The 25296-nt window shown below is 30.1% G+C and carries 27 protein-coding genes and 1 other annotated feature; of the genes, 23 read left to right on the forward strand and 4 right to left on the reverse strand.

Annotated features, from left to right (window positions below):
- The first annotated feature begins 9 nt into the window (after positions 1 to 9).
- The 6 genes from dtd (at position 10) to aspS (ending at position 6205) form a co-directional block, all read left to right on the forward strand.
- Positions 10 to 459, forward strand: coding sequence for a D-aminoacyl-tRNA deacylase (gene dtd / locus TR13x_RS01330; RefSeq protein WP_054870443.1), 450 nt, complete (start codon positions 10 to 12; stop codon positions 457 to 459).
- 11 nt (positions 460 to 470) lie between these two features.
- Positions 471 to 1091: an MBL fold metallo-hydrolase gene (locus tag TR13x_RS01335; protein WP_054870081.1), complete on the forward strand. Its 621-nt coding sequence runs from the start codon at positions 471 to 473 to the stop codon at positions 1089 to 1091.
- A gap of 74 nt (positions 1092 to 1165) precedes the next feature.
- Positions 1166 to 1339, forward strand: coding sequence for a hypothetical protein (locus tag TR13x_RS11095; RefSeq protein ID WP_161802920.1), 174 nt, complete (start codon positions 1166 to 1168; stop codon positions 1337 to 1339).
- Between the two features lie 11 nt (positions 1340 to 1350).
- Positions 1351 to 2835 carry a coproporphyrinogen dehydrogenase HemZ gene (gene hemZ, locus TR13x_RS01340; RefSeq protein ID WP_054870082.1) on the forward strand — a complete coding sequence of 495 codons (1485 nt, stop codon included), beginning with the start codon at positions 1351 to 1353 and terminating at the stop codon, positions 2833 to 2835.
- 33 nt (positions 2836 to 2868) lie between these two features.
- Positions 2869 to 3081 (forward strand) — a binding site (T-box leader).
- A gap of 68 nt (positions 3082 to 3149) precedes the next feature.
- Positions 3150 to 4418, forward strand: a complete 1269-nt coding sequence (hisS, locus tag TR13x_RS01345; RefSeq protein ID WP_054870083.1) for a histidine--tRNA ligase — start codon at positions 3150 to 3152, stop codon at positions 4416 to 4418.
- Positions 4418 to 6205, forward strand: coding sequence for an aspartate--tRNA ligase (aspS, locus tag TR13x_RS01350; protein ID WP_054870084.1), 1788 nt, complete (start codon positions 4418 to 4420; stop codon positions 6203 to 6205). The genes hisS and aspS overlap by 1 nt, the downstream gene beginning before the upstream one ends.
- Positions 6206 to 6229: 24 nt before the next feature.
- Here the strand turns inward: aspS and TR13x_RS01355 are convergent, their stop codons facing one another.
- A complete protein-coding gene (locus TR13x_RS01355; protein WP_054870085.1) occupies positions 6230 to 6775 on the reverse strand; it encodes a permease in 546 nt (181 codons plus the stop codon).
- Positions 6772 to 7254: a permease gene (locus tag TR13x_RS01360; RefSeq protein ID WP_054870086.1), complete on the reverse strand. Its 483-nt coding sequence runs from the start codon at positions 7252 to 7254 to the stop codon at positions 6772 to 6774. Before TR13x_RS01360 ends, TR13x_RS01355 begins: the two co-directional genes overlap by 4 nt.
- 186 nt (positions 7255 to 7440) lie before the next feature.
- On the opposite strand from TR13x_RS01360, the gene TR13x_RS01365 reads away from it, so the two are divergent.
- The 4 genes from TR13x_RS01365 (at position 7441) to TR13x_RS01380 (ending at position 9822) form a co-directional block, all read left to right on the forward strand.
- Positions 7441 to 8127, forward strand: coding sequence for a Crp/Fnr family transcriptional regulator (locus TR13x_RS01365; RefSeq protein ID WP_054870087.1), 687 nt, complete (start codon positions 7441 to 7443; stop codon positions 8125 to 8127).
- Between the two features lie 187 nt (positions 8128 to 8314).
- Positions 8315 to 9070, forward strand: a complete 756-nt coding sequence (locus TR13x_RS01370) for a ThiF family adenylyltransferase (RefSeq protein WP_054870088.1) — start codon at positions 8315 to 8317, stop codon at positions 9068 to 9070.
- A 31-nt stretch (positions 9071 to 9101) separates the two neighbouring features.
- Complete coding sequence (locus TR13x_RS01375) at positions 9102 to 9527, forward strand: SoxR reducing system RseC family protein (RefSeq protein WP_054870089.1); 426 nt, start codon at positions 9102 to 9104, stop codon at positions 9525 to 9527.
- 25 nt (positions 9528 to 9552) lie between these two features.
- Positions 9553 to 9822, forward strand: a complete 270-nt coding sequence (locus TR13x_RS01380) for a metal-sensitive transcriptional regulator (protein ID WP_054870090.1) — start codon at positions 9553 to 9555, stop codon at positions 9820 to 9822.
- 26 nt (positions 9823 to 9848) lie between these two features.
- Here TR13x_RS01380 and TR13x_RS01385 read toward each other — a convergent pair whose 3' ends face one another.
- Together TR13x_RS01385 and TR13x_RS01390 are read right to left on the reverse strand one after the other, a co-directional pair.
- The gene (locus TR13x_RS01385; protein WP_054870091.1) at positions 9849 to 10286 is read right to left on the reverse strand and encodes a threonine/serine exporter family protein; all 438 of its coding nucleotides are present in this window, start codon (positions 10284 to 10286) and stop codon (positions 9849 to 9851) included.
- A gap of 1 nt (position 10287) precedes the next feature.
- Positions 10288 to 11064, reverse strand: coding sequence for a threonine/serine exporter ThrE family protein (locus tag TR13x_RS01390; RefSeq protein WP_054870092.1), 777 nt, complete (start codon positions 11062 to 11064; stop codon positions 10288 to 10290).
- Between the two features lie 314 nt (positions 11065 to 11378).
- On the opposite strand from TR13x_RS01390, the gene glyA reads away from it, so the two are divergent.
- The 13 genes from glyA to TR13x_RS01455 all read left to right on the forward strand — a co-directional run bounded on the left by glyA (position 11379) and on the right by TR13x_RS01455 (position 25244).
- Positions 11379 to 12608: a serine hydroxymethyltransferase gene (gene glyA / locus TR13x_RS01395; protein ID WP_054870093.1), complete on the forward strand. Its 1230-nt coding sequence runs from the start codon at positions 11379 to 11381 to the stop codon at positions 12606 to 12608.
- 67 nt (positions 12609 to 12675) lie between these two features.
- Positions 12676 to 14085 (forward strand): sigma-54-dependent Fis family transcriptional regulator, encoded by a 1410-nt coding sequence (locus TR13x_RS01400; protein WP_054870094.1) that lies wholly within the window; start codon positions 12676 to 12678, stop codon positions 14083 to 14085.
- 203 nt (positions 14086 to 14288) lie between these two features.
- Positions 14289 to 15335, forward strand: coding sequence for a 2,4-diaminopentanoate dehydrogenase (gene ord / locus TR13x_RS01405; RefSeq protein WP_054870095.1), 1047 nt, complete (start codon positions 14289 to 14291; stop codon positions 15333 to 15335).
- Between the two features lie 8 nt (positions 15336 to 15343).
- Complete coding sequence (ortA, locus tag TR13x_RS01410) at positions 15344 to 15658, forward strand: 2-amino-4-oxopentanoate thiolase subunit OrtA (RefSeq protein ID WP_054870096.1); 315 nt, start codon at positions 15344 to 15346, stop codon at positions 15656 to 15658.
- Positions 15651 to 17069, forward strand: coding sequence for a 2-amino-4-oxopentanoate thiolase subunit OrtB (gene ortB, locus TR13x_RS01415; protein WP_054870097.1), 1419 nt, complete (start codon positions 15651 to 15653; stop codon positions 17067 to 17069). Before ortA ends, ortB begins: the two co-directional genes overlap by 8 nt.
- A gap of 17 nt (positions 17070 to 17086) precedes the next feature.
- A complete protein-coding gene (locus tag TR13x_RS01420) occupies positions 17087 to 17452 on the forward strand; it encodes an ornithine aminomutase subunit alpha (protein ID WP_054870098.1) in 366 nt (121 codons plus the stop codon).
- Positions 17452 to 19680 (forward strand): D-ornithine 4,5-aminomutase subunit OraE, encoded by a 2229-nt coding sequence (oraE, locus tag TR13x_RS01425; RefSeq protein ID WP_054870099.1) that lies wholly within the window; start codon positions 17452 to 17454, stop codon positions 19678 to 19680. The genes TR13x_RS01420 and oraE overlap by 1 nt, the downstream gene beginning before the upstream one ends.
- Positions 19670 to 21037, forward strand: coding sequence for a GlmL-related ornithine degradation protein (locus tag TR13x_RS01430; RefSeq protein WP_054870100.1), 1368 nt, complete (start codon positions 19670 to 19672; stop codon positions 21035 to 21037). Before oraE ends, TR13x_RS01430 begins: the two co-directional genes overlap by 11 nt.
- 151 nt (positions 21038 to 21188) lie before the next feature.
- Positions 21189 to 22253 (forward strand): ornithine racemase Orr, encoded by a 1065-nt coding sequence (gene orr / locus TR13x_RS01435; RefSeq protein WP_054870101.1) that lies wholly within the window; start codon positions 21189 to 21191, stop codon positions 22251 to 22253.
- A gap of 243 nt (positions 22254 to 22496) precedes the next feature.
- The gene (queD, locus tag TR13x_RS01440; RefSeq protein ID WP_200905799.1) at positions 22497 to 22865 is read left to right on the forward strand and encodes a 6-carboxytetrahydropterin synthase QueD; all 369 of its coding nucleotides are present in this window, start codon (positions 22497 to 22499) and stop codon (positions 22863 to 22865) included.
- Between the two features lie 6 nt (positions 22866 to 22871).
- The gene (locus TR13x_RS01445; RefSeq protein ID WP_054870102.1) at positions 22872 to 23504 is read left to right on the forward strand and encodes a radical SAM protein; all 633 of its coding nucleotides are present in this window, start codon (positions 22872 to 22874) and stop codon (positions 23502 to 23504) included.
- 19 nt (positions 23505 to 23523) lie between these two features.
- Positions 23524 to 24183, forward strand: coding sequence for a 7-cyano-7-deazaguanine synthase QueC (gene queC / locus TR13x_RS01450; protein WP_054870103.1), 660 nt, complete (start codon positions 23524 to 23526; stop codon positions 24181 to 24183).
- 110 nt (positions 24184 to 24293) lie between these two features.
- Positions 24294 to 25244, forward strand: coding sequence for an NAD(P)-dependent oxidoreductase (locus TR13x_RS01455; RefSeq protein WP_054870104.1), 951 nt, complete (start codon positions 24294 to 24296; stop codon positions 25242 to 25244).
- Positions 25245 to 25296: the final 52 nt, after the last annotated feature.

Genomic DNA, 25296 nt, shown 5'->3' on the forward strand with positions numbered 1-25296 from the left:
GATGAGAAAATGCGAGCTGTTGTACAGAGAGTTTCTAAAGCTAGTGTTAATGTAGAAGATGCTATTGTAGGTAGTATAAATAAAGGTTTACTTGTACTTTTAGGAGTAGGACAAGATGATGATGAAAAAGATTTAGATTATTTATGTGATAAAATCATAAATTTAAGAATATTTGAAGATGAAAATGGCAAAATGAATAAATCGCTATTGGATATTAAAGGAGAGTTATTAGTTGTATCACAGTTTACCTTATATGGAGATGTAAGGAAAGGTAGAAGGCCAAATTTTATGAATGCAGCGCAGCCACAAAAGGCAGAAAGTATGTATTTAGATTTTGTTAATAAGATCATAAAAACAGGCATTAAAGTTGAAACTGGTAAGTTCGGTGAACATATGCATGTAGAGTTAATTAATGATGGGCCTGTTACTATTTTATTAGATAGTAAAAAGATATTCTAGGAGGGAAAATAATGATTTTTGAGAGACTACCTGTTGGAGTATATTCGGCAAATAGCTATATTATTGGATGTGAGAAAACGGGAGAAGCTGTAGTTGTTGATCCGGGTGGAGATGTTGATACTATATTAGAAAAAATAGAAGAGTTAGGATTGAAAGTAAGGTATATAATATTAACTCATGGGCATGGTGATCACATAGGTGGAGTTATCGAATTAAAAGAAAAAACAAATGCAAAAATATTAATACATGCTGATGATGAATATATGTTAAAAGATAGCGATATTAATTTATCAAGTAAAATGAGTATAAAGAACGTTGAAGTAAATCCAGATGATGTACTTCAAGATAAAGATGTAATTAAAATTGGAAGTTACAATGCTTATATTATTCATACTCCTGGCCATACAAAGGGTAGTATCTGTATAAGATTAGAGAATAATATATTAACAGGAGATACGTTGTTTGCTGGTTCAATAGGTAGAACAGACTTACCTGGTGGTTCGCATGAAAATATTATAAAATCGATAAAAGAAAAAATACTAATTTATGATGATGACGTTAAAATTTTCCCAGGACACGGTCCTGCAACAACTATAGGAATTGAAAAAATAACAAATCCATTTATAGTATAGAAAAACACTTAAAAAGTATACTCTCAAAGATAGGTGGAAAACTAATAATAAACTATCTTTTTGGGGGTGTTTTATTGAAAATATCAGAATATATTTATGGAAAGAGAAGTTTATATGATGATATTAGTTTAAATGATATAATTGAATTCAGTTCATTAAATATAAGTAAAAATGACATTGCTAACGAATTTTATTTATCAAATAAATCTTTGAATAAATTATTAATGGAAATAGAAAAGGATTATTAAGGAGAATTGAAATGGTTAATGTGGTTTTGAAAGGACATGATTTTGATTATGAAGTGTTTGAATTACTAAGAGTATTTTTTGTTAATGATGAAATAAGATTTATAGATGAAGAGGCTTTGGTCAATGACCAAAGCCTCTTGATAGAAAGTATATTATATAAAAGTGATAACTCTTATGTTGTTGAAACTAATATTAAGAAGGATGATAAACTTTTAACTTCATCAATTATTAACGAAATAGAAAAAATAACAATAAAAGATTTTAGTGAAAAAAAGAAATTGAAAATTGCAGTTAAGATGTCGATCTATGAAGCAGTTACAAAAGTTGTTGAAGTGAAAGCTCCTTGGGGAATATTAACAGGAGTAAGGCCTACAAAAGTAGTACACGAATTAATTGATAAAGGATACAATAACGAATCTATTTTAGAAATATTATTAAACAATTACAAAATGTTCGAAGAAAAGGCTAAATTAATTTTAGACATCGCTAGATTGCAGAGAAAGTATATATATCCTGTTTCAAAAAAAAATTTTAGTTTGTATGTTAGTATTCCATTTTGTCCAACAAGATGTGTATATTGTTCTTTTCCTTCTAATCCACTAGATAAGACAAAAGGTTATGTGAGTGAGTATGTAGAGAAGCTAGTATATGAAATAGATAAAGTTGGAGAATTAACAGAGAATATGCACATAAATACCGTTTATATTGGTGGAGGTACACCTACATCGATCTCTATTTCATATTTAGAAAAAATAATCGATAGAATTCAAAAAGTATTTGGAGCAGACAATATAATAGAATTTACTGTTGAAGCAGGGCGTCCAGATACGATATCGAGAGATGTACTTACAAAATTAAAAAAACTAGGAATTGATAGAATAAGTATAAATCCACAAACTATGAATGAAAATACATTGAAATTGATTGGCAGAAAGCATAGCTCAAAAGATATTTTGAAAGCATATAGTTTAGCTAGAGAAATAGGTTTTAGTAATATAAATATGGATTTAATTGTTGGTTTACCTGATGAAGATGTTGAAGATATTGCAAAGACAATGGAACTTATAGTTAAATTAAAGCCTGACAATTTAACTGTTCATACTATGGCAATTAAAAGAGCTTCAAAACTGAATGAGAGTTTGAATGATTTTAAACTATCAAAGCAAATAGAAATTGAGAGAATGATTGATATAACGAAAAAATTCGCTCACGAAATGGGCATGTATCCATACTATTTATATAGACAAAAACAGATTTTAGGCAATATGGAAAATATAGGCTATACAATACCAGATAAAGAATGTTTATATAACATTTTAATTATGGAGGAAAAGCAAACAATTTTAGCTGTTGGAGCAGGTGGAGTATCGAAATTTTTCTTTCCGGATGAAAATAGAATTGAACGTGTTCCAAATGTAAAAAATATTTATGAATATTTAAAACGTGTTGACGAAATGGTTGAAAGAAAGAAAAAGTTTATTAAGTTATTGACATAAAATAATATTTTAATTATAATTATTAGAAATATTATAAATACTATGAAGGAGAGTAGTAGTTAGGTCACTGAGCTTAAGAGAGCCGGCGGTGGTGGGAATCCGGTGCTTACATCTAACGAAGACACTCTGGAGTAGGTAGCTTGAAAGTTAGTAGAGCTATTCGTAAACCAGCGTTAATGGTATTAAAGTGGGGTATTATTTACCCAATAAGGGTGGCACCGCGGGATTTAACCTCTCGTCCCTGTCATAAAGTTTGGACAGTGATGAGAGGTTTTTTTCTAACACATTATAACATATTCTAAGGAGGGGTAACGATGATTATGAAAGCACCAAGAGGTACAAAAGATGTATTACCTGCTGATTCATACAAATGGCAGTATTTAGAAAATTTATTTAGGGAGACATGTAAAGAGTTTGGATATAAAGAAATAAGAACACCAATTTTTGAGCATACAGAGCTATTTGAAAGAGGTGTTGGTGAGACAACTGATGTAGTTCAAAAGGAAATGTATACTTTTGAAGATAGAGGTGGAAGGAGTATAACGCTAAAACCTGAAGGAACAGCTTCTGTTGTAAGAGCGTATGTAGAAAATAAGTTGTTTGCAGAACCACAACCAACTAAAGTGTTTTACATAACTCCGGTTTTAAGATATGAAAGGCCACAAAAGGGAAGATTAAGAGAACATCATCAATTTGGAGTTGAGGTTTTTGGCTCAAATAGTGCATCTATAGATGCTGAAGTTATAAGTTTAGTGTGGTCAGTTTATAGAAAATTAGGAATAGAGGATATAGAGCTTAATATAAACAGTGTAGGCTGTCCAAAATGCAGAAAAGAATATAACGAGATACTTAAAAACTACTTGTCAAATAAACTGGAAAACTTATGCCAAACATGTCAAGTGAGATATGAAAAAAACCCAATGAGAATTATTGACTGTAAAAATGAAAAATGTCAATATGAACTAAAAGATGTACCCTTGATGATTGATTATTTATGTGATGAGTGCAAAAGTCATTTTGAACAACTTAAAGATTATTTGTCAATTCTTAATATTAACTTTATTGTAAATCCAAAAATTGTAAGAGGGTTAGATTATTATACGAAAACAGCTTTTGAGTTTATTTCTACTGAAATAGGAGCTAAATCGACTGTTTGTGGTGGTGGAAGATATGATGGGCTAGTTGAAGAAATTGGAGGACCATCAACACCAGGTGTTGGATTTGGTATGGGTATTGAAAGATTATTGTTAACCCTTGAAAATAAGGGCATTGAAATTCCTAAACCTAAGAGACTAGAGGTTTTTCTTATTGCAATAGGTGAGAATGCAGAAAAAGAAGCTTTTAAGATACTTTATAATTTAAGAAAAGAAGGAATATCATCAGAGAAAGATCATTTAGGAAGAAGTATAAAAGCACAATTTAAATATGCAAATAAACTAGATGCTAAATTTACATTAGTGCTAGGAGAAGATGAACTAAATAAAGGATTAGTAAAAATCAAGAATATGGATACTGGTCAGCAAATTGATATTAAGATTGAAGATATATCTAAATTTATTAAAGAGCAAGGAGGTAATAGATAATGGGAGAGACAATGGGCAAGCTAAGACGTACTACTATGTGTGGCAACTTAAGAGTTGAAGATATTGGTAAAGAAGTTGTGCTAATGGGCTGGGTTCAAAAAAGAAGAAATTTAGGTGGTTTAATTTTTGTGGATTTAAGAGATACAACAGGAATTGTTCAAATAGTTTTTGATAATGATGTATCAGAAAAGGCTTTTACTAAAGCAGATCAGATTAGAAGTGAATATGTAATTGCAGTAAAAGGAAAGGTCTATAAAAGACAATCTATAAATGAGAATTTACCAACAGGGGAGATAGAAGTATTTGCAGAGGAACTAAAAATATTAGATGAAGCAGAAACTCCACCTATTTATATAAAAGATAATGATGATGTTTCAGAAGCTATGAGATTAAAGTATAGATATCTTGATTTAAGAAAACCATCAATGCAGCAAAAGTTAAAAATTAGGCATAAAACAGCAAAAATTGTAAGAGATTTTTTGGATGAAAATAATTTTATTGAAGTTGAGACTCCTATGCTTACAAAAACAACACCAGAAGGTGCGAGAGATTACCTTGTACCTAGTAGGGTTAATCCGGGCAAATTTTATGCTTTACCTCAGTCACCACAGTTATTTAAACAATTATTAATGGTATCAGGTATGGATAGATATTATCAAATAGTAAAATGTTTTAGAGATGAAGATTTAAGAGCTAATAGGCAGCCTGAATTTACACAAATAGATATAGAAATGTCATTTGTAGATGTAGATGATGTGATTAGTATTAATGAAAAGTTACTATACAGGATTTTTAAAGAAATAAAAGGAATTGAAATAGAATTACCTATAAAAAGAATGAGCTATAACGAAGCAATGGAGAGATATGGTTCTGACAAACCTGATTTAAGATTTGGATTTGAATTAAAAAATATATCTGACATTGTTGAGAATTCAAATTTTAAGGTGTTTTCAGGAACTATCAGTAATGGGGGCAATGTTAGAGGAATTAATTTTAATGGATGTGCTGAAAAATTTAGTAGAAAAGAAATTTCTAAACTAGAAGATTTTGTAAAAACATATGGTGCTAAAGGTCTTGCTTGGATAAAAGTGACTGAAGATGGTGTAACATCTCCAATAAGTAAGTTTTTAAGTGAAGATGAAATTGAAGCTATTTTAGAAAGAATGGAAGCAAAGACAGGCGACTTACTTATGTTCGTTGCAGATAAACCTTCAGTAGTATTTGATGCATTAGGACATTTAAGAGTAGAAGTTGCTAAAAGATTAGATATAATAGATAAAAATGAGTTTAAATTAGTATGGATAACTGATTTCCCACTTTTTGAATATGATGAGGAAGAGGGTAGATATGTAGCTAAGCACCATCCATTTACACATCCAGTAGATGAAGATATAGAATTTTTGGAAACTGCACCTGAAAAAGTAAGAGCAAAGGCTTATGATATTGTTATTAATGGAGATGAAATTGGTGGTGGAAGTATAAGAATCAATAATTCTCAGTTACAAGAAAGAATGTTTAAAGCATTAGGTTTTACTTTAGAAGAAGCATGGAATAAATTTGGATTTTTACTTGAAGCATTTAAATATGGTACTCCTCCTCATGGAGGTATTGCATATGGATTTGATAGATTAATAATGTTGCTTACAGATAGTGACAACATAAGGGATGTAATTGCATTCCCTAAAACACAAAATGCAACTTGTTTATTAACAAATGCACCATCTGAAGCTTCAAATGAACAGTTAAAAGAACTACACATAAATGTTGAACCTGATAATGAAAAATAAGCTGGGAAAATACCCCAGCTTATTTTAGCTTAATTCAATTATTTTCTTCTCTGTATTTGGAGTGTTAGCATGTTCAACAAGTAATGAAACTAAATAAGACATACATAAAATTGAAATTATAGTTAGAATCCATCTTAAAAACATAAATTTAATTCCTAAAAACTTTGCTTCGTTTAATAACATAGGAACTTTAATAACGGCCCATGAACTTAATATTATTACTATGTTTGAAATACTTGCTCCTTTTTTAATTAAAGTTTTGCATATAGGAAATGCAGCATATATAGGTCCTGCTGAAAAACTACCAAGAATAAATGAGAGTACAGTACCTTTAATTCCTGAATTTTCTCCAAGGTTATTTATTATAACATTTTTAGGAACATTTTTTTCTATTAGAGATGTTATAACAAAAATCGCAGGCATTATTTCTAACATTTCTTTTACATAGTATATACTATTTTTTACTGATAAGATAGCTTTATCTGTATTTACCCAAAATAGTACTAAATAAATTAAGCTGACAAGAGTTAATAGTTTATTTTTTTTGATTTTCACTAAAATATTATTCATATTAGTACCCCCATTAAGAAAGAAATAAATAGAGCAAAGATAAAGCTTAAAGTATTTCTTATTACCGCAAATTTTGTACCAAAGTTTTTCTTTTCTAAAGGAAACGTAACGATTCCAACCATTGTTAAAGTAGTTAAAAAAGATGCTATAGGAATTATACTTGCACCTCTGTCAACTAAAGAGCCAACTAGAGGAAAAGCAACAAAAGCTGGAATTAATGTTATACTACCTATTAAAGCAGAAACAATAGTAGATGATATTACTTTTGAAGTTCCCATAAAGTCTTTTATAATATGTGGAGGAATAAATGTTAAAATTAACCCAATTAAAAATAGAACTGCTATGATTTCACCTATCATATTTTTCATTAGCTTTTTAGCCATTTTTACTGAATTAATAGTTTTTTTCTTGTCTTTACCTAAAAAAATTATAAAAAGTACAATAGTAATGATCCATAAAAGTATAGTAAAAAGATCCATTTTTTATCTCTCCATTTCTTTTGGATTTGGTGCCTTTACTACAAAAAATTCAAGAATTTCATCATTAAAAACTTTTTCTATCATAGAAAAATCCTCCTTTTATTGTTTTCACTTTTATATTATAATTTCAGTATAAATATAATTCTGTAACTTATGTTACGAATCTAGTTGTAAGAGGGGCAATAAATGAAATTGTTAGAGTACATTCCAGTATTAAAGAAGACAAAATTCTTTAAGAATTTTTCAGATAAAGATATTATCGCTTTATTTAATGAAAATAATTACAAAATTAAAGATTATCCAAAAAGAACAATAATATATTTACAGAATCAAAAATGTAGAAGTTTTGATATGATTCTTGAAGGAATTGTAACTATAAAAACGATAGATGAAAATGGTAAAGTATTAACAGTTTCAGAGTTTAAAACTGGAGATACTATAGGTGGGAACTTACTGTTTGCCGATTGCAATAATTATCCTATGATGGTACAGGCGAAGACAGATGTAATATTATTACATATGGATAAAGAGTTAGTATTAAGATTTTGCCAGATAGATATGAATTTTTCAAATGAATTATTAAGATCAATATCTAATAAAATTTTAATTATTGGAACGAAACTAAAATCTGTAACTATGAAGACTATAAGGCAGCAGATAATAGAGTTTTTAGTTAATCAATATTGTGTACAGAATACGCTTAAGATTAGGTTAAATATGAGCAAGAAAGAATGGGCTGAAAAAATTGGAGTTCAGAGACCATCACTTTCTAGAGAATTGTCTAAAATGAAAAAGGAAGGATTAATAGATTATGATAGAAATACAATATATATTAAGAACTTAGATATTATTAAGGATTATATAGATAATTAATATATATTTTAAGAAAGCTTAAGACTTAAAGAATCAAAGATTCTTTTATTGATGAAGATATTAAACTATGCTATTATTTAATAAGATAAATTTAATTAATGTAATTGTTTATTTTTGGTTTAGTGACTATTAAATTTAGTATTAATAATTTAAAATTTAGAATTGTTTTAAAGAGGTGTTGTAAGATATGTTGCATGCATTTTCAAGAACAGAGATGTTAATAGGTACAGAAGGATTAGAAAAACTTAAAAATAGTACTGTTGCAGTTTTTGGTATTGGTGGAGTTGGCACTTTTGTTGTTGAAGGTTTAGTTAGAGCGGGTGTAGGTAAATTTGTACTGGTAGATGATGACGATATATGTTTGACTAATATAAATAGACAGATTCATGCTACAAGGAAAACTATTGGAAAACCAAAAGTAGAAATAATGAGAGATAGAGTGTTAGAGATAAATCCTAATGCTGAGGTTATAACTTTTAAGGAACTATATAATGCTGAAAGTGCTAAAATGTTACTTTCAGACTCATACTCTTATGTTGTTGATGCTATAGATATGGTATCTTCTAAATTAGATTTAATAGAGAGATGTAAAAAAAGAGGAATACCTATAATAAGTAGTATGGGAGCAGGCAATAAATTGAATCCTACTATGCTAGAGGTTGATGATATATACAATACGTCCGTTTGTCCGTTAGCCAAGGTAATGAGAAGAGAATTGAGAAGGAGAGGTATAAAAAGTTTAAAGGTAGTATACTCCAAGGAAAAACCTATAAAACCCAAATTAGTTGGAGGCAATTGTAAGACAGATTGTATCTGTCCAAATAAAGATAGAACTTGTGCTGAAAGGAGACAAATACCAGGAAGTATTTCCTTTGTTCCATCAGTCGCAGGTTTGATTATCGCTTCTGAGGTTGTGAAAGATTTAATAGAATATAAAGAGTAATGAAAATAAAAATATTTGGGAGGTTTAAAAAGTGGATCAAATAGGTTTTATAAGTAGGGTTGATGGAGATAAGGCTGAAGTTATAGTAAGAAGAGTTTCTTCTTGTGGTGATAAATGTACTAGTTGTAAAGGGGGATGTAGTGTACCTGGAATAAAGACGACTATCAAGAATACATTAGGGGCAAAACCAGGAGATTATGTAGAGATTAGAATGAATACGAATATAGTTTTAAAATCAGCATTTTTGGTGTATGTATTACCACTTGTTTTTATGTTATTGGGAATAAGTTTAAGTATATATTTATTTAAAAATATGGGGTATAGTAATTATGAAAATTTAGGTTTTATAACAGGATTATTTTTCTTAGGTTTTTCGTTTATAATTTTAAAATTGTATGATAAAAAAATTAAAAAGAATGAAGATTATAAATTTGAAATGGTTAGAATTTTAAAGTGAAAGAAATGCAAATAAGGAGGTAAAAATGGAAGTTATAAAGAATACTAATGATATTATAGTTAGACTAAGAAGAATAGAGGGTCAGATAAAAGGTATTCAACGTATGGTTAATGAAGATAAATGTTGCGGTGATATTTTGATACAAATAGCTGCAGCTAGGTCTGCGCTTAATAAAGTCGGTGGACTAATCTTAGAGAACTATATGAAAAATTGTATTAAAGGCTATCTAGATGAAAATAAAGGTGATCAAGTAATAGAAGAGCTGATTGATACTATGCTTAAGTATACAAAATAGATTATATTAAAAAAACTGCTAAAAAATTAGCAGTTTTTTTTCAAACTAAATATAGTTTTATTTAGAGTAGTAGAAATAATAATTCCACTTGATATAGATGCTGCTATAAATAGTGTTTCACTACCAAAATTAGCAGCTTGAATAAAATTCTTTTCAATGACTGACAACATCGTATAATACATGCCGGCTCCTGGTACAAGTGGTACTATTCCAGGTATTATATATACAGTTGCAGGCTTTTTAAATAATCTTGCCATAATTTCTCCTATCATACCAACAGTTATAGCTCCTAAAAATGCGCCTGCAACTTTTGAAGAGTAATTGATATTTATAAAAAGATAGACTACCCAACCTAATGCACCAGTGATTCCTGATTTTATAATAGAATCTTTTGGAATATTAAAAATAATTGAAAATCCTAATGTGGATAAAAAAGCATAAATAAACTCTTTTATATAAATCAATTTACATACCTCCAAACAATAGAAAAGATAATTTTAGAGTAGCTCCCACTCCAAAGGCTATTGCTAATGCAACTATTATAGCTTCTAATCCTCTTGAAACACCAGAAAGAAAGTCCCCACCAATTGAGTCTCTGATTGCATTAGTTATTGCAACACCTGGAACTAAGGTCATTATAGAACCGATAATAATTTTATCCATATTTGTACCAAAACCTGAAGTAACAGATATAATAGATAGTAATGTTGCTATACAACTGCCTACAATATTAGAAAGAAAGAAAGTAAAATTTTTTTTACTTAAGTATTCCATAACTAAAACTACAATAGAACTTATAACAAAAGCTGAAATGAAATCTGTAAAACTCCCTTTAAATAATAAAGTGAAAAAGCTACCTGCAAATCCACCGAATGTAAGTCTTACGCTTTTGCGATAGGTTTTTATATTATCAATATCATTTAATATTTCAAAACCTTTATCTATAGACATATTAGAATTTACAAATTGTCTTGAAAATTCGTTAACAAGTGCAATTTTGTTAAGATCAAATCTAATATTTTTTATTCTTTTTATATAAGTTAATATTTCTCCTCTATATTCTACAGATAAAAATATACCAGTTGGAGTAACAAAAGCTTCTGCGAAATCTATATTTCGTGATTTACAGATTCTTTTTATAGTATCTTCAACTCTGTAAGTTTCTGCTCCGTTTTTTAGCATGACTTTACCGGCTAGAATAGCCATAACTAGTAGTTTTTTTACATCGTTTAATGATTCCATAGCAACACTTACCTTTCTTTCAATTTATTTTAAAGTCAAAAATTTGTTGAAAAATTTCCTATTTTGAAAATATTTTAGTATAATATACTTGATAGGCTTTTATATAACATACTGTATTTTATATTTACAAAGGTATATTATAAGCAAAAAGAGCAAAATTTTCAATTAATAAAATAAATTAAGGAGAATTTTGTTGAAATCCATTACGGAAATTATATTCTAAATTATCTTCAAGTTAATAAGGAATATAATTTCCTATGGATTATAAAAATAACAATACTTTATTTAAATTTATTATAGAAAGGAGAAGTAATATGGATTTTAGTAATTTAAGAAATTTTGATACTGAAGTTATGCAAGCCATTGAACAGGAAATTGGCAGACAACGTAGCAAAATAGAACTAATAGCTTCAGAAAATTTTGTTTCTCCACAAGTTATGGAAGCTATGGGAAGCCAACTAACAAATAAGTATGCAGAAGGATATCCTGGTAAAAGATATTATGGAGGATGCGAGTTTGTAGATATAGTTGAAGATTTAGCAAGAGAAAGATTAAAAAAGTTATTTGATGCTGAACATGCTAATGTACAGCCACATTCTGGAGCAAATGCAAATTTAGGAGTTTATTTTGCAGTATTAGAACCTGGTGATAAAGTTTTAGGTATGAGTTTATCTCATGGTGGGCATTTAACACATGGAAGTCCTGTTAATATATCAGGTACATATTTTAACTTTATTTCTTATGGAGTAAATAAAGATACAGAAATGATAGATTATGATGAAGTAATGGAAATTGCTAAAAGAGAAAGACCAAAACTAATTGTTGCAGGTGCTAGTGCATATCCTAGAGTAATAGATTTTAAAAAGTTTAGAGAAATAGCAGATGCGGTTGGAGCTTATCTAATGGTAGATATGGCTCATATTGCAGGTTTAGTAGCAGCAGGATTACACCCAAGTCCGGTTCCTTATGCCGACTTTGTAACAACTACTACGCATAAGACTTTAAGAGGTCCAAGAGGTGGAGTAATACTTTGCAAAAAAGAATACGCAAAGAAAATTGATAAGGCTATATTCCCAGGACTACAAGGTGGTCCATTAATGCATGTAATTGCAGCAAAAGCAGTAAGTTTTAAAGAAGCTCTAGAAGAAGATTTCAAAGAATATCAAAAACAGATAATTAAAAATGCAAGTGTATTAGCTGAAAGTTTAATAGAAAGAGGTTTTAGATTAGTTTCTGGTGGTACAGATAATCACTTAATTTTAATAGATTTAAGAAATAAAGGGTTAACTGGTAAAAAAGCAGAAGCATTATTAGATGAAGTAGGAGTAACTACTAATAAAAATACTATACCTTTTGATCCAGAAAGTCCTTTTGTTACTAGTGGTTTAAGGATAGGTACACCTGCAGTTACTACAAGAGGAATGAAAGAGGAGCAAATGGTAGAAATTGCTGAAATAATCAATTTAACATTAGATGAATCAAATTCCAGGGACATGATTAAAGAAAGAGTTAAAAAGTTATGTGACAGTTTTCCGTTATATTAGGGAATATTGAAAAAGATACTGCATATTATAATGCAGTATCTTTTTAATCTTATGAAGGGTTGATAGTATGAAAAGAGAGGAAATATTACAGTTAGTACTGCAAAATATTTTGCAGTATATAGATGAGGGTATCCATGTTATTGACAATAAAGGTAATACAATTTTATATAATGATGCAATGGCTAGATTAGAAGGTTTGGATAAAGAAACAGTGTTAGATAAAAATATACTAGATATATTTCCTAGTCTTGATGAAAATTCAAGCACTTTACTTACAGTAATGAATACAGGCAGACCAATAGTTAATAGAAATCAGACATATTTAAATTATAAAGGGAATAAGATTACAACAATGAATACTACAATTCCGTTATTTATTAATGATGAAAAGGCTGGCGCTTTAGAAATTGCAAAAGATATAACTAAAATTAAGGCGTTGTCTGAACAAGTAATTGACTTACAGCAAGAACTGTTTAAGAAAGATAGAGAAAGTGTAAAGCCTAGCATAAAAAGATATACTTTTGAAAATATTATAGGTAATAGTAATGAAATAAAGAAAGCAATTGATATTGCTAGAAAGGCTTCATTGTCAAATTCAACAGTACTAATATATGGAGAAACAGGAACAGGTAAGGAACTATTTTCTCAAAGTATACATTATTGTGGAAAAAGAAAGAGTAAACCTTTTATAGCACAGAATTGTGCAGCATTACCAGAATCTTTACTTGAAAGTATTTTATTTGGTACTGTAAAAGGTAGCTTTACAGGAGCGCTTGACAGACCAGGTCTATTTGAACAAGCTAATGGAGGAACTTTATTATTAGATGAGATCAATTCTATGGGATTGACGTTGCAATCTAAACTATTGAGAGTATTACAAGAAGGGTATATCAGAAGAATAGGTGGTCTTAAAGATATACCGATAGATGTAAGAATAATAGCCACTACTAATGAAGATCCGATAATTGCTATAGAAAAAGGTACTTTAAGGAAGGATTTATACTATCGTTTGAACGTTATCTCAATAAAAGTTCCATCTTTAAGGGAGAGAAAAGAAGATTTAAAATTGCTATGTGATTATTTTATTAGAAAATATAACAAGAAACTTAATAAAGATGTTTGGATGTTATCGGAGCATGTTTATGAACAGTTTTTAAATTATACATGGCCAGGTAATGTTAGAGAATTAGAAAACTTAATAGAAGGAGCTATAAATTTCATATCTAAGGATGAGCATGTTCTCAAGAAAGAGCATTTTCCTTCATATGTTATTGAAGAGAATACAGAAATTATCGATATTAAAGATAAAATAAATTTAGAGAATTCATTACCAGAAATCATCTCAGAAATTGAAAAAAATCTAATAATGTATGCATTAAAATCAACTGGTAATAATATTACTAAAGCAGCAAATAAATTGAATATTAAGAGGCAGACCCTGCAGCATAAAATTAAAAAATATAATATAAAACTTTAGATGCAAATAATTTTGCATGTACATGCAAAATTATTTGCGCTTTTTATTTTTTGTAGATTTATAATATAAAGAATATTTAGATTTAACAAAAAAATATGTTGAAAATTAGCGAAAAAATAATTTGTTTAAAAAAAAGAAAATTGGCAGGTTAATTGCATAATACTAATGACGATAAAATAAAAATTAAATTCGGAGGTGTTTTTATGGAAAATGTAAAAGTTATAATTTGGGGTTTTGGTGCTATGGGAAGTGGAATGGCTGAAATGCTACTTAAGAAGAAAGGTGTTGAGATAGTAGGAGTTTGTGATAGGAATGAAGCAAGAGTTAATAAGAGTATGTATGAAGTTTTGGGAGTGGAAAGAGGAAATAGACCAGAGGTTATTATTAAGGAAAATATTGAAGATGTAATTACTGAAAAATGTGCTGATGTAGTACTTTTAGCAACAGATTCATTTACAAAAAATGCTTTTGATAAAATTAAATTCTGTTTGGAGAAAAAGATTAATGTGATTTCAACAGCAGAAGAAATGGCGTATCCAATGGCTCAATCACCAGAATTATCTAAAGAGATGGATAGAATAGCAAAGGAAAACGGTGTCACAGTTTTAGGTACAGGGATAAATCCTGGATTTATTATGGATTTATTAGTAATAGCTTTAACTGGTGCATGTGAAGAAGTTCAACATATAAAGGCATCAAGAATTAATGACTTATCACCTTTTGGCCCAGCAGTTATGACAGAGCAAGGAGTTGGAACTACAGTAGACGAATTTAATAAGGGTGTTGAAGATGGTACACTAGCTGGTCATGTTGGTTTCCCAGAATCTATAAATATGATAGCTGACGCAATAGGCTGGGAAATTAGTAAAATTGAACAAACTAAAGAACCAATAATTTCAAATGTATATAGAAAAACTAAATATGCAGAAGTACAGCCTGGAAATGTAGCAGGATGCAAACAAATGGGATATGGTTATGTAGGTGATGAATTAAAAATTGAAATGGAGCATCCACAGCAAATATTACCAGAAAAAGAAGGAGTAGAAACTGGCGATTATATTTGGATAAAAGGTACACCTAACATAAGTATGCAAATCAAGCCTGAAATTCCAGGAGGTATTGGAACGATAGCTATGTGTGTTAATATGATACCTCATGTTATTAATGCTGATTCTGGATTAAAAACTATGTTAGATTTACCAGTTCCGAGAGCAATTATGGGTGATATGAGAGAACTTATAAAAAGGTAGGGATGTATATGAATAAGGCAAAAAAAGGAGATTGGGTAAGAGTTTATAATATAGTTCTTAAACCTGAAGAACGAGCTCCGCAAGTTCCTGACGATACTAAGAAAGTTCCTTTAGAAATGTGGGTTAAAGGTTTTTTATTAAATGAAGAAGCTAAAATTGGTGATGAAGTAGAAATAGAAACATATATTGGCAGGAAAATCAAAGGGAAGCTAGTAGAAATAAATCCATATTATAGCCATGATTATGGAAAATGCATACCAGAATTACTGTTTATCGGTAGACAATTGCGTGGCATCCTCGAAGGCGGTGAAGATAATGAATAGAGATATGAGTTATCAAGGTGTTATGTCTAGAAGAAATGAAATAATGAAAAAAGCTGTTGGTATTGATTATGAACGTTTTGAAAGTAAAGGTATAGCATTTGATTATGAAAGAATGATGAGAGAAACAGGTTATAGCTTACAAGAAATACAAAAAATACAGAACGAAACAGGAGTAGGAAATACACCGATATATGAATTGAAAAATTTAACAGCATTAGCTAGAAAATTAGCACCTAAAGGTAAGGGGGCTAGAATATTTATTAAAGATGAAGCGTGTAATCCTTCTGGAAGTTTTAAAGCAAGGAGAGCTGCAACAAGTATTTATCATGCTAAGAAGTTAGGATACAAAGGAGTTATAGCAGCTACAAGTGGTAATTACGGTGCAGCAGTAGCTAGCCAAGCAGCAATGAAGGGACTTAAATGTATAATAGTTCAGGAGTGCTATGATTCAAGAGGGATTGGTCAACCTGAGATTATAGAGAAAGCAAGAAAATGTGAAGCATATGGAGCTGAAGTCTTGCAGTTGACAGTAGGACCAGAATTATTTTATACCTTTTTAAAACTATTAGAGGAAACTGGTTATTTTAACGCATCATTATATACGCCATTTGGAATTGCAGGAGTAGAAACTTTAGGTTATGAATTAGCAATGCAATTTAGAGAGTTAGTAGGTAGAGACCCAGATGTTGTTGTAGCAACAAATGCAGGCGGTGGTAACTTAACAGGTACTGCTAGAGGACTTATAAAAGCTGGAGCTTATGATGTAAAAATAGTAGGAGCAAGCGTAAACTTAAAAGGACTTCATATGGCTAGTGATACACAATTTAATAGAAAATCCTTTACTACTGGACATACAGGATTTGGCATACCTTTTGCTACATGGCCTGATAGGTCAGATGTACCTAGATCTGCAGCGAGACCTTTGAGATATATGGATAGATATGTGACTGTAAATCAAGGAGAAGTGTTTTATATCACTGAAGCATTGGCACAATTGGAAGGATTAGAAAGGGGTCCTGCTGGGAACACATCTTTAGCTGCTGCTTTTGCATTAGCTCAAGAGCTAGATGAAGACCAAATAATAGTAGCACAAGAAACTGAATATACAGGTGCTGGAAAACATATTCAACCTCAGTTGACATTTGCAAAACAGAATGGTGTAGATATTATTATTGGCAATCCAGATGATGAAGTACCTGGAAAAAATATTATTTTACCAAGTCATCCAAGTCTAATAAAGGCTAGGGATTTAGATCTTGATAAAATTAAGAAATCGTATATTAAAAATTGTATTGAGACAACAAAAATTAATTATGTAACTAAAGAAGATATAGATTTCTTAGTAGAAGATACAAAATCAAATGAGGAATTTGTAAAACAAATTTTAAATGAATTAGGAGTTAAATACTAATTATTGGAGGTGCATTTATGAAAAGACCAGATGATTTTGAAACTAGAAGACAGCATTTAAAAGATTTAACAGAAGAAGAATTAGAAAAAAGATTTTGGGAGTTAGCAGAGAAAATAGTCGATCCATTAATTGAGCTAGCATATAAGCATACTTCTCCTTCGATTGAAAGGGCAGTACTATTAAGAATGGGCTTTTCAAGTTTAGAAGCTAAAGCTATTGTTGAAGGAGCGGTTGATAGAGGATTATTAGGTAAAGGTGCAGGGCATTTAGTATATAGACTAGCTAAAGAAAAAGGTATGGATATCCGTGAAGCTGGTTTGAAACTTGCTGAAGGAGAAATGTGGGATGAAGTTGTTAGCATTTTTAGAGGAGGTGAGCGTTAATGCAGTTAAAACCAAATGAAAAATTAAATATTGAAAACATCTTAAAAGATTTAGATAAATATAGACCGAAAAGAAGAGGCTGGACTTGGAGAAAGGGAACAGGACAAAAAAGAAAAATAGGTGAATTTGAGTATTATGATACTTCAGAACCTTTAAAACAGAGCCAACCACTGCCTGCTGCAAAAAGTTTTGATGAAATAGATCCACAGCCTGATAGTATTATAACAACAGAAATTGCATCTGGTAGATTTGAAGATGATATTAGACGTATGAGAATGGCAGCTTGGCATGGTGCTGATCATATAATGGTAATAAGAACTGCAGGACAGAGTCATTTTGATGGTCTTATCGAAGGTACTCCACAAGGTATTGGTGGTATACCTGTTACAAGAAAACAAGTTAGAGCACAAAGAAAAGCACTTGATATAATCGAAGAAGAAGTAGGAAGACCTATAAATTACCATTCATACGTAAGTGGAGTAGCTGGTCCAGAAATAGCTGTTATGTTCGCAGAAGAAGGGGTAAATGGTGCACATCAAGACCCTCAATATAATGTTCTTTACAGAAATATTAACATGATTAGATCTTTCGTTGACGCAGCAGTTGCAAAAAGAGTGATGGTTTGGGCAGATATGGCACAGATAGATGGTGCTCATAATGCTAATGCAACAGCTATTAAAGCTTGGAAAGTTATGCCAGAGCTTATGGTTCAACATGCTATTAACTCAATGTTTTCAGTAAAAGTTGGAATGAAAAAAGAAAATATTTGTCTTTCAACAGTACCACCAACAGCACCACCAGCTCCTTGTATGAGATTGGATTTACCTTATGCAGTTGCTTTAAGAGAGTTGTTTAAAGAGTATAAAATGAGAGCACAAATGAATACAAAATATATGGAATCATCAACTAGAGAAGCAACTGTAACACATGTTTTAAACTTGCTTATTTCTAAATTAACAAGAGCTGATATACAATCAACTATTACACCTGATGAAGGTAGAAATGTACCATGGCATATTTATAATATGGAAGCATGTGATACAGCTAAACAAGCTCTTATTGGTATGGATGGTCTTAAGGAAATGGTACAGCTTAGGAGACATGAAGGAGAACTAGCTAAAAAGGTTAGAGAATTAAAAGAGAGAGCAGTATTATTTATGGAAGAAATTTTAGAAGTTGGTGGATATTTTAAAGCTGTTGAATTAGGTTTCTTTGTAGATTCAGGATATTATCCAGAAAGAAACGGTGATGGTATAGTAAGAAAAATTGATGGAGGTATAGGTGCTGGTACAGTAGTTGAAAGAGAAGAAGATTATATGGCACCTGTGACAGCACATTTTGGATATAATAATATAGCTCAATATGATGAAAGTGCTGTAGATAATCCTTCAAAACTTATTGATGGATGTACATTTGAAAATCCAGACAAAATCATTTTTATAGATGAGTTGGATGAAAATGATAATGTATATAAGAGACTAGAAGAAACAAGAGAACTTAGAGAAACTAGTAAAATAAAACCTGAAATGGAATGGCAAGGTGATGGAATTATACAGATTACTCTATTCTTGCCAACCGAGGAGAGGGTTGCAGAAGTTGCTGCTGTCGAAATAGGAAAACGAATGGGACTAGAAGATGTTGAAGTTATTCATAAAGAAATCATGCAGTTAGCAGAAGGTACAAGAATAGAGTTAAAAGGTAGAGTTCCATTTACAATCGATACTAGCAAATTAGTTATTCCACCAAAACCAGAAGTAATGTCTGATGAAGAAATAAGAGCTGAAATTGAAGCAAAGCCAATGAGAATTGTTGCAGCTACAGTAGGTCAAGATGAACACTCAGTAGGATTAAGAGAAATAATAGATATTAAGCATGGTGGAATTGAAAAGTATGGTATTGAGTGTCATTACTTAGGAACATCTGTGCCTGTTGAGAAATTAGTAGATGCTGCTATAGAATTAGATGCAGATGCAATATTAGCTTCAACAATTATCAGTCACGATGATGTGCATTATAAAAATATGAAAAAAATACATGAGCTTTGCATTGAAAAAGGAATTAGAGATAAGATTATATTAATTTGTGGTGGAACTCAGGTTTCAAATGAACTAGCAGTAGAGCAAGGTGTTGATGCAGGGTTTGGTAGAGGAACTAAAGGTGTACACGTAGCTACTTTCTTAGTAAAGAAACGTAGGGAAATGAAGGAGAAATTAGGAAATGAGAATTAATGTTTTAGTTGCGGAAATTGGAAGTACAACAACTGTAGTGAATGCATTTGATGGAATATTTAGCTCCTGTCCAACTTTTGTTGGGCAGGGGCAAGCTCCAACAACTGTACTTGAAGGCGATGTTAATATTGGTTTAAAAGGAGCTATTGAAAGTTTAAGAAAAAATATTGGGGCAAGTAAAATTGAATATGATGAATTGCTTGCTACTAGCAGTGCTGCAGGCGGTTTAAGAATGACTGTACACGGACTTGTCTATGATATGACTGTTAGAGCCGCTAAGGAAGCAGCTTTAGGTGCAGGTGCTAATATTCATCAGATTACTGCAGGTAGACTAAGAAAAAGTGATTTAAAGAAATTAGTTGCAATTAGACCTAATATTATTCTATTAGCTGGAGGAGTAGATTACGGAGAGAGAGATACAGCACTATATAATGCGGAATTGATTGCAGAATTAGGTTTAGAAATACCTATTATTTATGCAGGTAATATAGAAAATCATGATGATATTAGATATATTTTCGAGGGTACTAATACGAGACTATATATTGTTGAAAATGTATACCCTAAAATAGATCAACTTAATATAGAACCAACTAGAAGAGTTATTCAGAAAGTTTTTGAAGAACACATAACTAACGCTCCAGGAATGAGAAAAGTACGTGAAATGGTAACTGGTAACATTATTCCAACACCAGGTGCAGTAATGGTAGCTTCAAAGCTACTATATAATGAAATAGGAGATTTGATAACTGTTGATGTTGGTGGTGCAACAACTGATGTTCATTCAGTAACAGAAGGTAGTGATGAAATAAATAGGATGCTAATAAGTCCAGAACCTTTAGCTAAGAGAACAGTTGAAGGAGACTTAGGCGTATATGTAAACATGAAGAATGTTATAGAAAGATTAGGTATAGATAAGTTGAGTGATAAGCTTGATGTAAATGAAGAAATTGTTTTAGATTTGATGAGTAACTATAAACCTATACCAGAAACAGAATTAGAAAAAAGATTTGTTGAAGAACTTACATTAGAGGCTGTTATAACTGCGGTAAAGAGACATTGTGGACGCTTTAGACATTTATATGGTCCAAATGGTAAAAAAACTATTGCTGAAGGAAAAGATTTAACAAATGTGAAATACATTATTGGTACTGGAGGAGCATTGACTAGACTGCCAAATAGAGTTGAGATTTTAAAAAAGATTGCACTTAGTAATAAAGGTAATGAATTATTACCTACCAAAGAAGCTAAGATTTTAATAGATAATGATTATATTATGGCTTCATTAGGTGTATTGTCTAAAAAATATCCTGAAGCTGCAATTAAGTTATTGAAAGAAAGTTTAAACATTAATTAGAGGGCATTGCCCTCATTTTATAATCCATAGGAAATTATATTCCATATAAAATTTTGGATAATTTCAAATATAATTTTCGTTTATGGATTTCAACAAAATTTACCTTGATCTATCCAAACGAAGATTTTGTTTATTTGAAAGGAGGACTAAAATGAGATACCCATGTGTAGAGATCTCATTGGATAAAATTAAGCACAATACTGAAAAGCTTGTTGAATTATGTGAAAAAAATAAGATAAATGTAGCTGGTGTGACAAAAGTATTTTGTGGAGAACCAAAAATAGCAAAAATAATGGTAGATGGTGGAGTACAAATATTAGCCGATTCAAGAATAGAAAATTTGATTAAATTAAGAGAAATTGAAATTCCTAAAATGCTACTTAGACTTCCTATGATAAGCGAAGTAGATGATGTTGTAAGATATTCTGATATATCTCTGAACTCAGAGCTAAAAACAATAAAAGAATTATCAAAAAAAGCTGTAGAATTAAATAAAAATCATAAAATAATTTTAATGATTGACTTAGGAGATTTGAGAGAAGGAATATTTGATGAAAAAGAAATATTTTCAGTAGTATCGGATATATTAAATCTAGACGGTATAAAATTAATAGGTATTGGTACAAACCTTACTTGTTATGGAGGAGTAATACCAAAATATGAGAATTTAAGTAGATTAGTTGAAATAAAAAAAGATATTGAAATGAAGTTTAATATAAAACTAGATATTATTTCAGGAGGGAACTCGAGTAGTTTATATTTGCTACAAACTGGTGAAATGCCAAAAGATGTAAATCAATTAAGATTAGGTGAATCAATAGTTTTAGGCAGAGAAACAGCATTTGGCAAAAATATACATAATACTTATGATGACTGTTTCAAACTAATTGTTGAGATTATAGAGGTTAAAGAAAAGCCTTCAGTTCCAATAGGAGAAATAGGTATGGATGCTTTTGGTAATAAGCCTTCCTTTGTTGATAGGGGTATAGTTAAGAGAGCTATTTGTGCAATAGGAAAGCAAGATATTGATTTGGGTGACATTATACCTTATGATAAAAATATTGAAATATTAGGTGCAAGTAGTGACCATTTGATTTTAGATATTACAGAATGTGAGAATGATTACTATGTTGGAGATATTATAGAGTTTAAGCTAACTTATGGCGGCATATTGAAGGTTATGACGTCTGAGTATGTAAAAAAGATTTTTATATAATAAACATAGTATATGATATAGAACTTATGGTTGAACTTCTTAATGTAATGTGATAAATTAGTAATGAGATAGAAAACTTTGTGTTTTTATAATATTTTGATGATGTTAAGTAGGCTGCTGTTAAATAAGTAGCCTTTTATTATTCTTGATTTTACTTGTTTATTGAGGGAATGCCTTAAAGGAGCTTGCTGGGTTAATGACTATTTTGTATAATGCAATAATAGATATGAAAGGAGAAATTTGATGAATAGAACAATAGAAATAACAAAAATATTTACTTTTGATAGTGCACATAAACTAGAAGATTATGATGGAGAATGTAAATATTTACACGGTCATACTTATAAGCTTGAAATTACAATAAGAGGAGAAATTGATAACAGGGGTATTGTAATTGATTTTAATGATTTAAAGGATATAGTAAAAGAGAGAGTTATTAATGTACTAGATCACAAATATTTAAATGAAGTATTTGATTTTAATCCAACTTGTGAAAATATTTTACTTTGGATATTTAACGAAATCGATAATGCAATAAAAAATGATAAATGTTGCCTTAAAAAGGTTGTGCTCTGGGAGACACCAACAAGCTATGCAACTTTAGAAAGGTAGTTGTATATGTTAAGAGTAAATGAGATATTTTTAAGTATACAAGGAGAAGGTATTTCAACTGGGTTGCCTACTATTTTTATAAGGTTAACTGGATGTAACTTAAGATGCAGCTATTGTGATACAATTTATTCATATAATTATGGTAATCTTATGACTATTGAGCAAATAGTTGATAAAATTAAAAATTTTGATTATAAAAGAATATGTATAACTGGTGGAGAACCTTTGTTACAAAAGGATATTATAAAGTTATTAGAAAAATTAGCTGATTATGAAGTAAATATAGAAACAAACGGTTCAGTAGATATAAGTAAATATAAGCTTATTAAGAAACATAGATTTACTATGGATATTAAAACTCCAACATCAAATGAACATAAGAAAATGAAATTGAACAATTTTAACTACCTAAGAGATAATGATGAGATAAAGTTTGTAATAGGGACTTGGGAGGACTACAATTGGTGTAAAGAAATTATAAAAAAATACTATAAAAAAGGTATTATTACATTTTCACCAATCTATAATATGATTGAACCAAAAGAAATTGTAAGCTGGATATTACAAGACAGATTAGATGTTAGGTTTCAACTTCAATTACACAAAATCATATGGAACCCAGACGAAAGAGGAGTATAGGAATAAGGAGGATGTGAATATGAAAAAAGCAGTTATTTTGCTTTCAGGAGGTTTAGACAGTACTACTTGTATGGGAATTGCTCAGAAAGAAGGGTATGAATTATATCCTATTTCTTTTGACTACAGACAAAGACATAGAAGAGAATTAGAAGCTGCAAAAAAGATAGCAGAGTATTATAATGTGAAAGAACACAAGATTATTTCATTAGATAATGTAGGTGGTAGTGCGCTTACAGATAAAAATATAGATGTACCTGAATATAAAGGGGATGGAGAAATTCCAGTTACTTATGTACCAGCTAGAAACATTTTGTTTTTGAGTTATGCTTTAGGTTATGCAGAAGTAATTGGTGCAGAAGCAATTTTTATAGGTGTGAGTTCTGTTGATTATAGTGGATACCCTGATTGTAGGCCAGAATTTATAAAGGCTTTTCAAAATGTAGTTGATGTTGGTACAGCTGCAGGAGTTAAAGGTAAATCAATAAAGATAGTTGCTCCTCTTATAAATTTATCAAAAGCAGAAACAATAAAAATTGGTACAAAGTATGGTGTGCCGTATCATTTAACAACTAGTTGTTATAATGGAAAAGAAAAAGCATGTGGGGTATGTGATAGCTGTGTGTTGAGGCTAAAAGGTTTTGAAGAAGCTGGAATAGAAGACCCAATAGAATATATGTAGTATTAATTAAAAGTAATTATAAACTTTATTATTATTTAAAATATATTAAATAACAACTGTACCTCTTTCATCATATATTGAATTATATAAAGATGAAAGGGGTTTTTTATATGATTTTAGTTACAGGTGCAGCAGGTTTTATAGGTAGCAATTTATGTGAGTTATTATTAGAAAAAGGATATAAGGTTATAGGTATCGATAATTTTTACAACAATTATGAAAGATGGATTAAAGAATATAATTTAAAATATTGCCTAGGAAATCCAAATTTTGTTTTTTTAGAATATAATATTTTAGAGCCAAATATAGTCAAACTTATAGAAGGTCTAAAAATTGACTGTATTATACATCTTGCTGATATACCAGGTGTAACTACATGTAGTGAAGTAAATTTTGACGAATATATAAAATATAACATTACTGCGACACAAAGAATGCTAGATGCAATTAAAAATAAAGGAGTTAAAAAATTAATCTATGCTTCCTCTTCAACAGTATATGGAGATAATGATACATTACCAATGTCAGAATTACACAATCCAAAACCTATTTCTTTATATGGTGTTACTAAACTAGCAGGAGAGACTTTATGCCATTATTATGGTAAAGTATATGATATTGATGTATCTATATTAAGGTTTTTTACAGTTTATGGGCCTAGACAAAGACCTGATATGGCATTTCATAATTTTATTAAAAAAATTATAAAGGAAGAAGAAATTTGTATATATGGAGATGGAGAACAGAGACGCGATTTTATTTATGTAGAGGATATTTGCGAAATAATACTAAATTTACTAGATCTAAATTTAAAAAATGAGATAATAAATGTTGGTGGTGGAGTCACTTTAAGTGTAAATGAATCTATTAAAGTTATTGAGAAGCTACTCAACAAAAAGGCTATAGTTAAATATATTGAGCCTATAATAGAAGAGCAGATTATTACTTATGCTTCAGTTGAGAAATTAAAAGATATTATTACGTTAGATAAAAGAACAGGTATATATGAGGGTTTGAAAAAGGAAATAAGTTATATTAAAAGTTTGTATAACTTAACTTAAAAAAATAAAGATAATGTTATATACTATTAATATATAACATTATTAGACGCTA

The sequence above is a fragment of the Caloranaerobacter sp. TR13 genome (genome assembly GCF_001316435.1).
Taxonomy (GTDB): domain Bacteria; phylum Bacillota; class Clostridia; order Tissierellales; family Thermohalobacteraceae; genus Caloranaerobacter.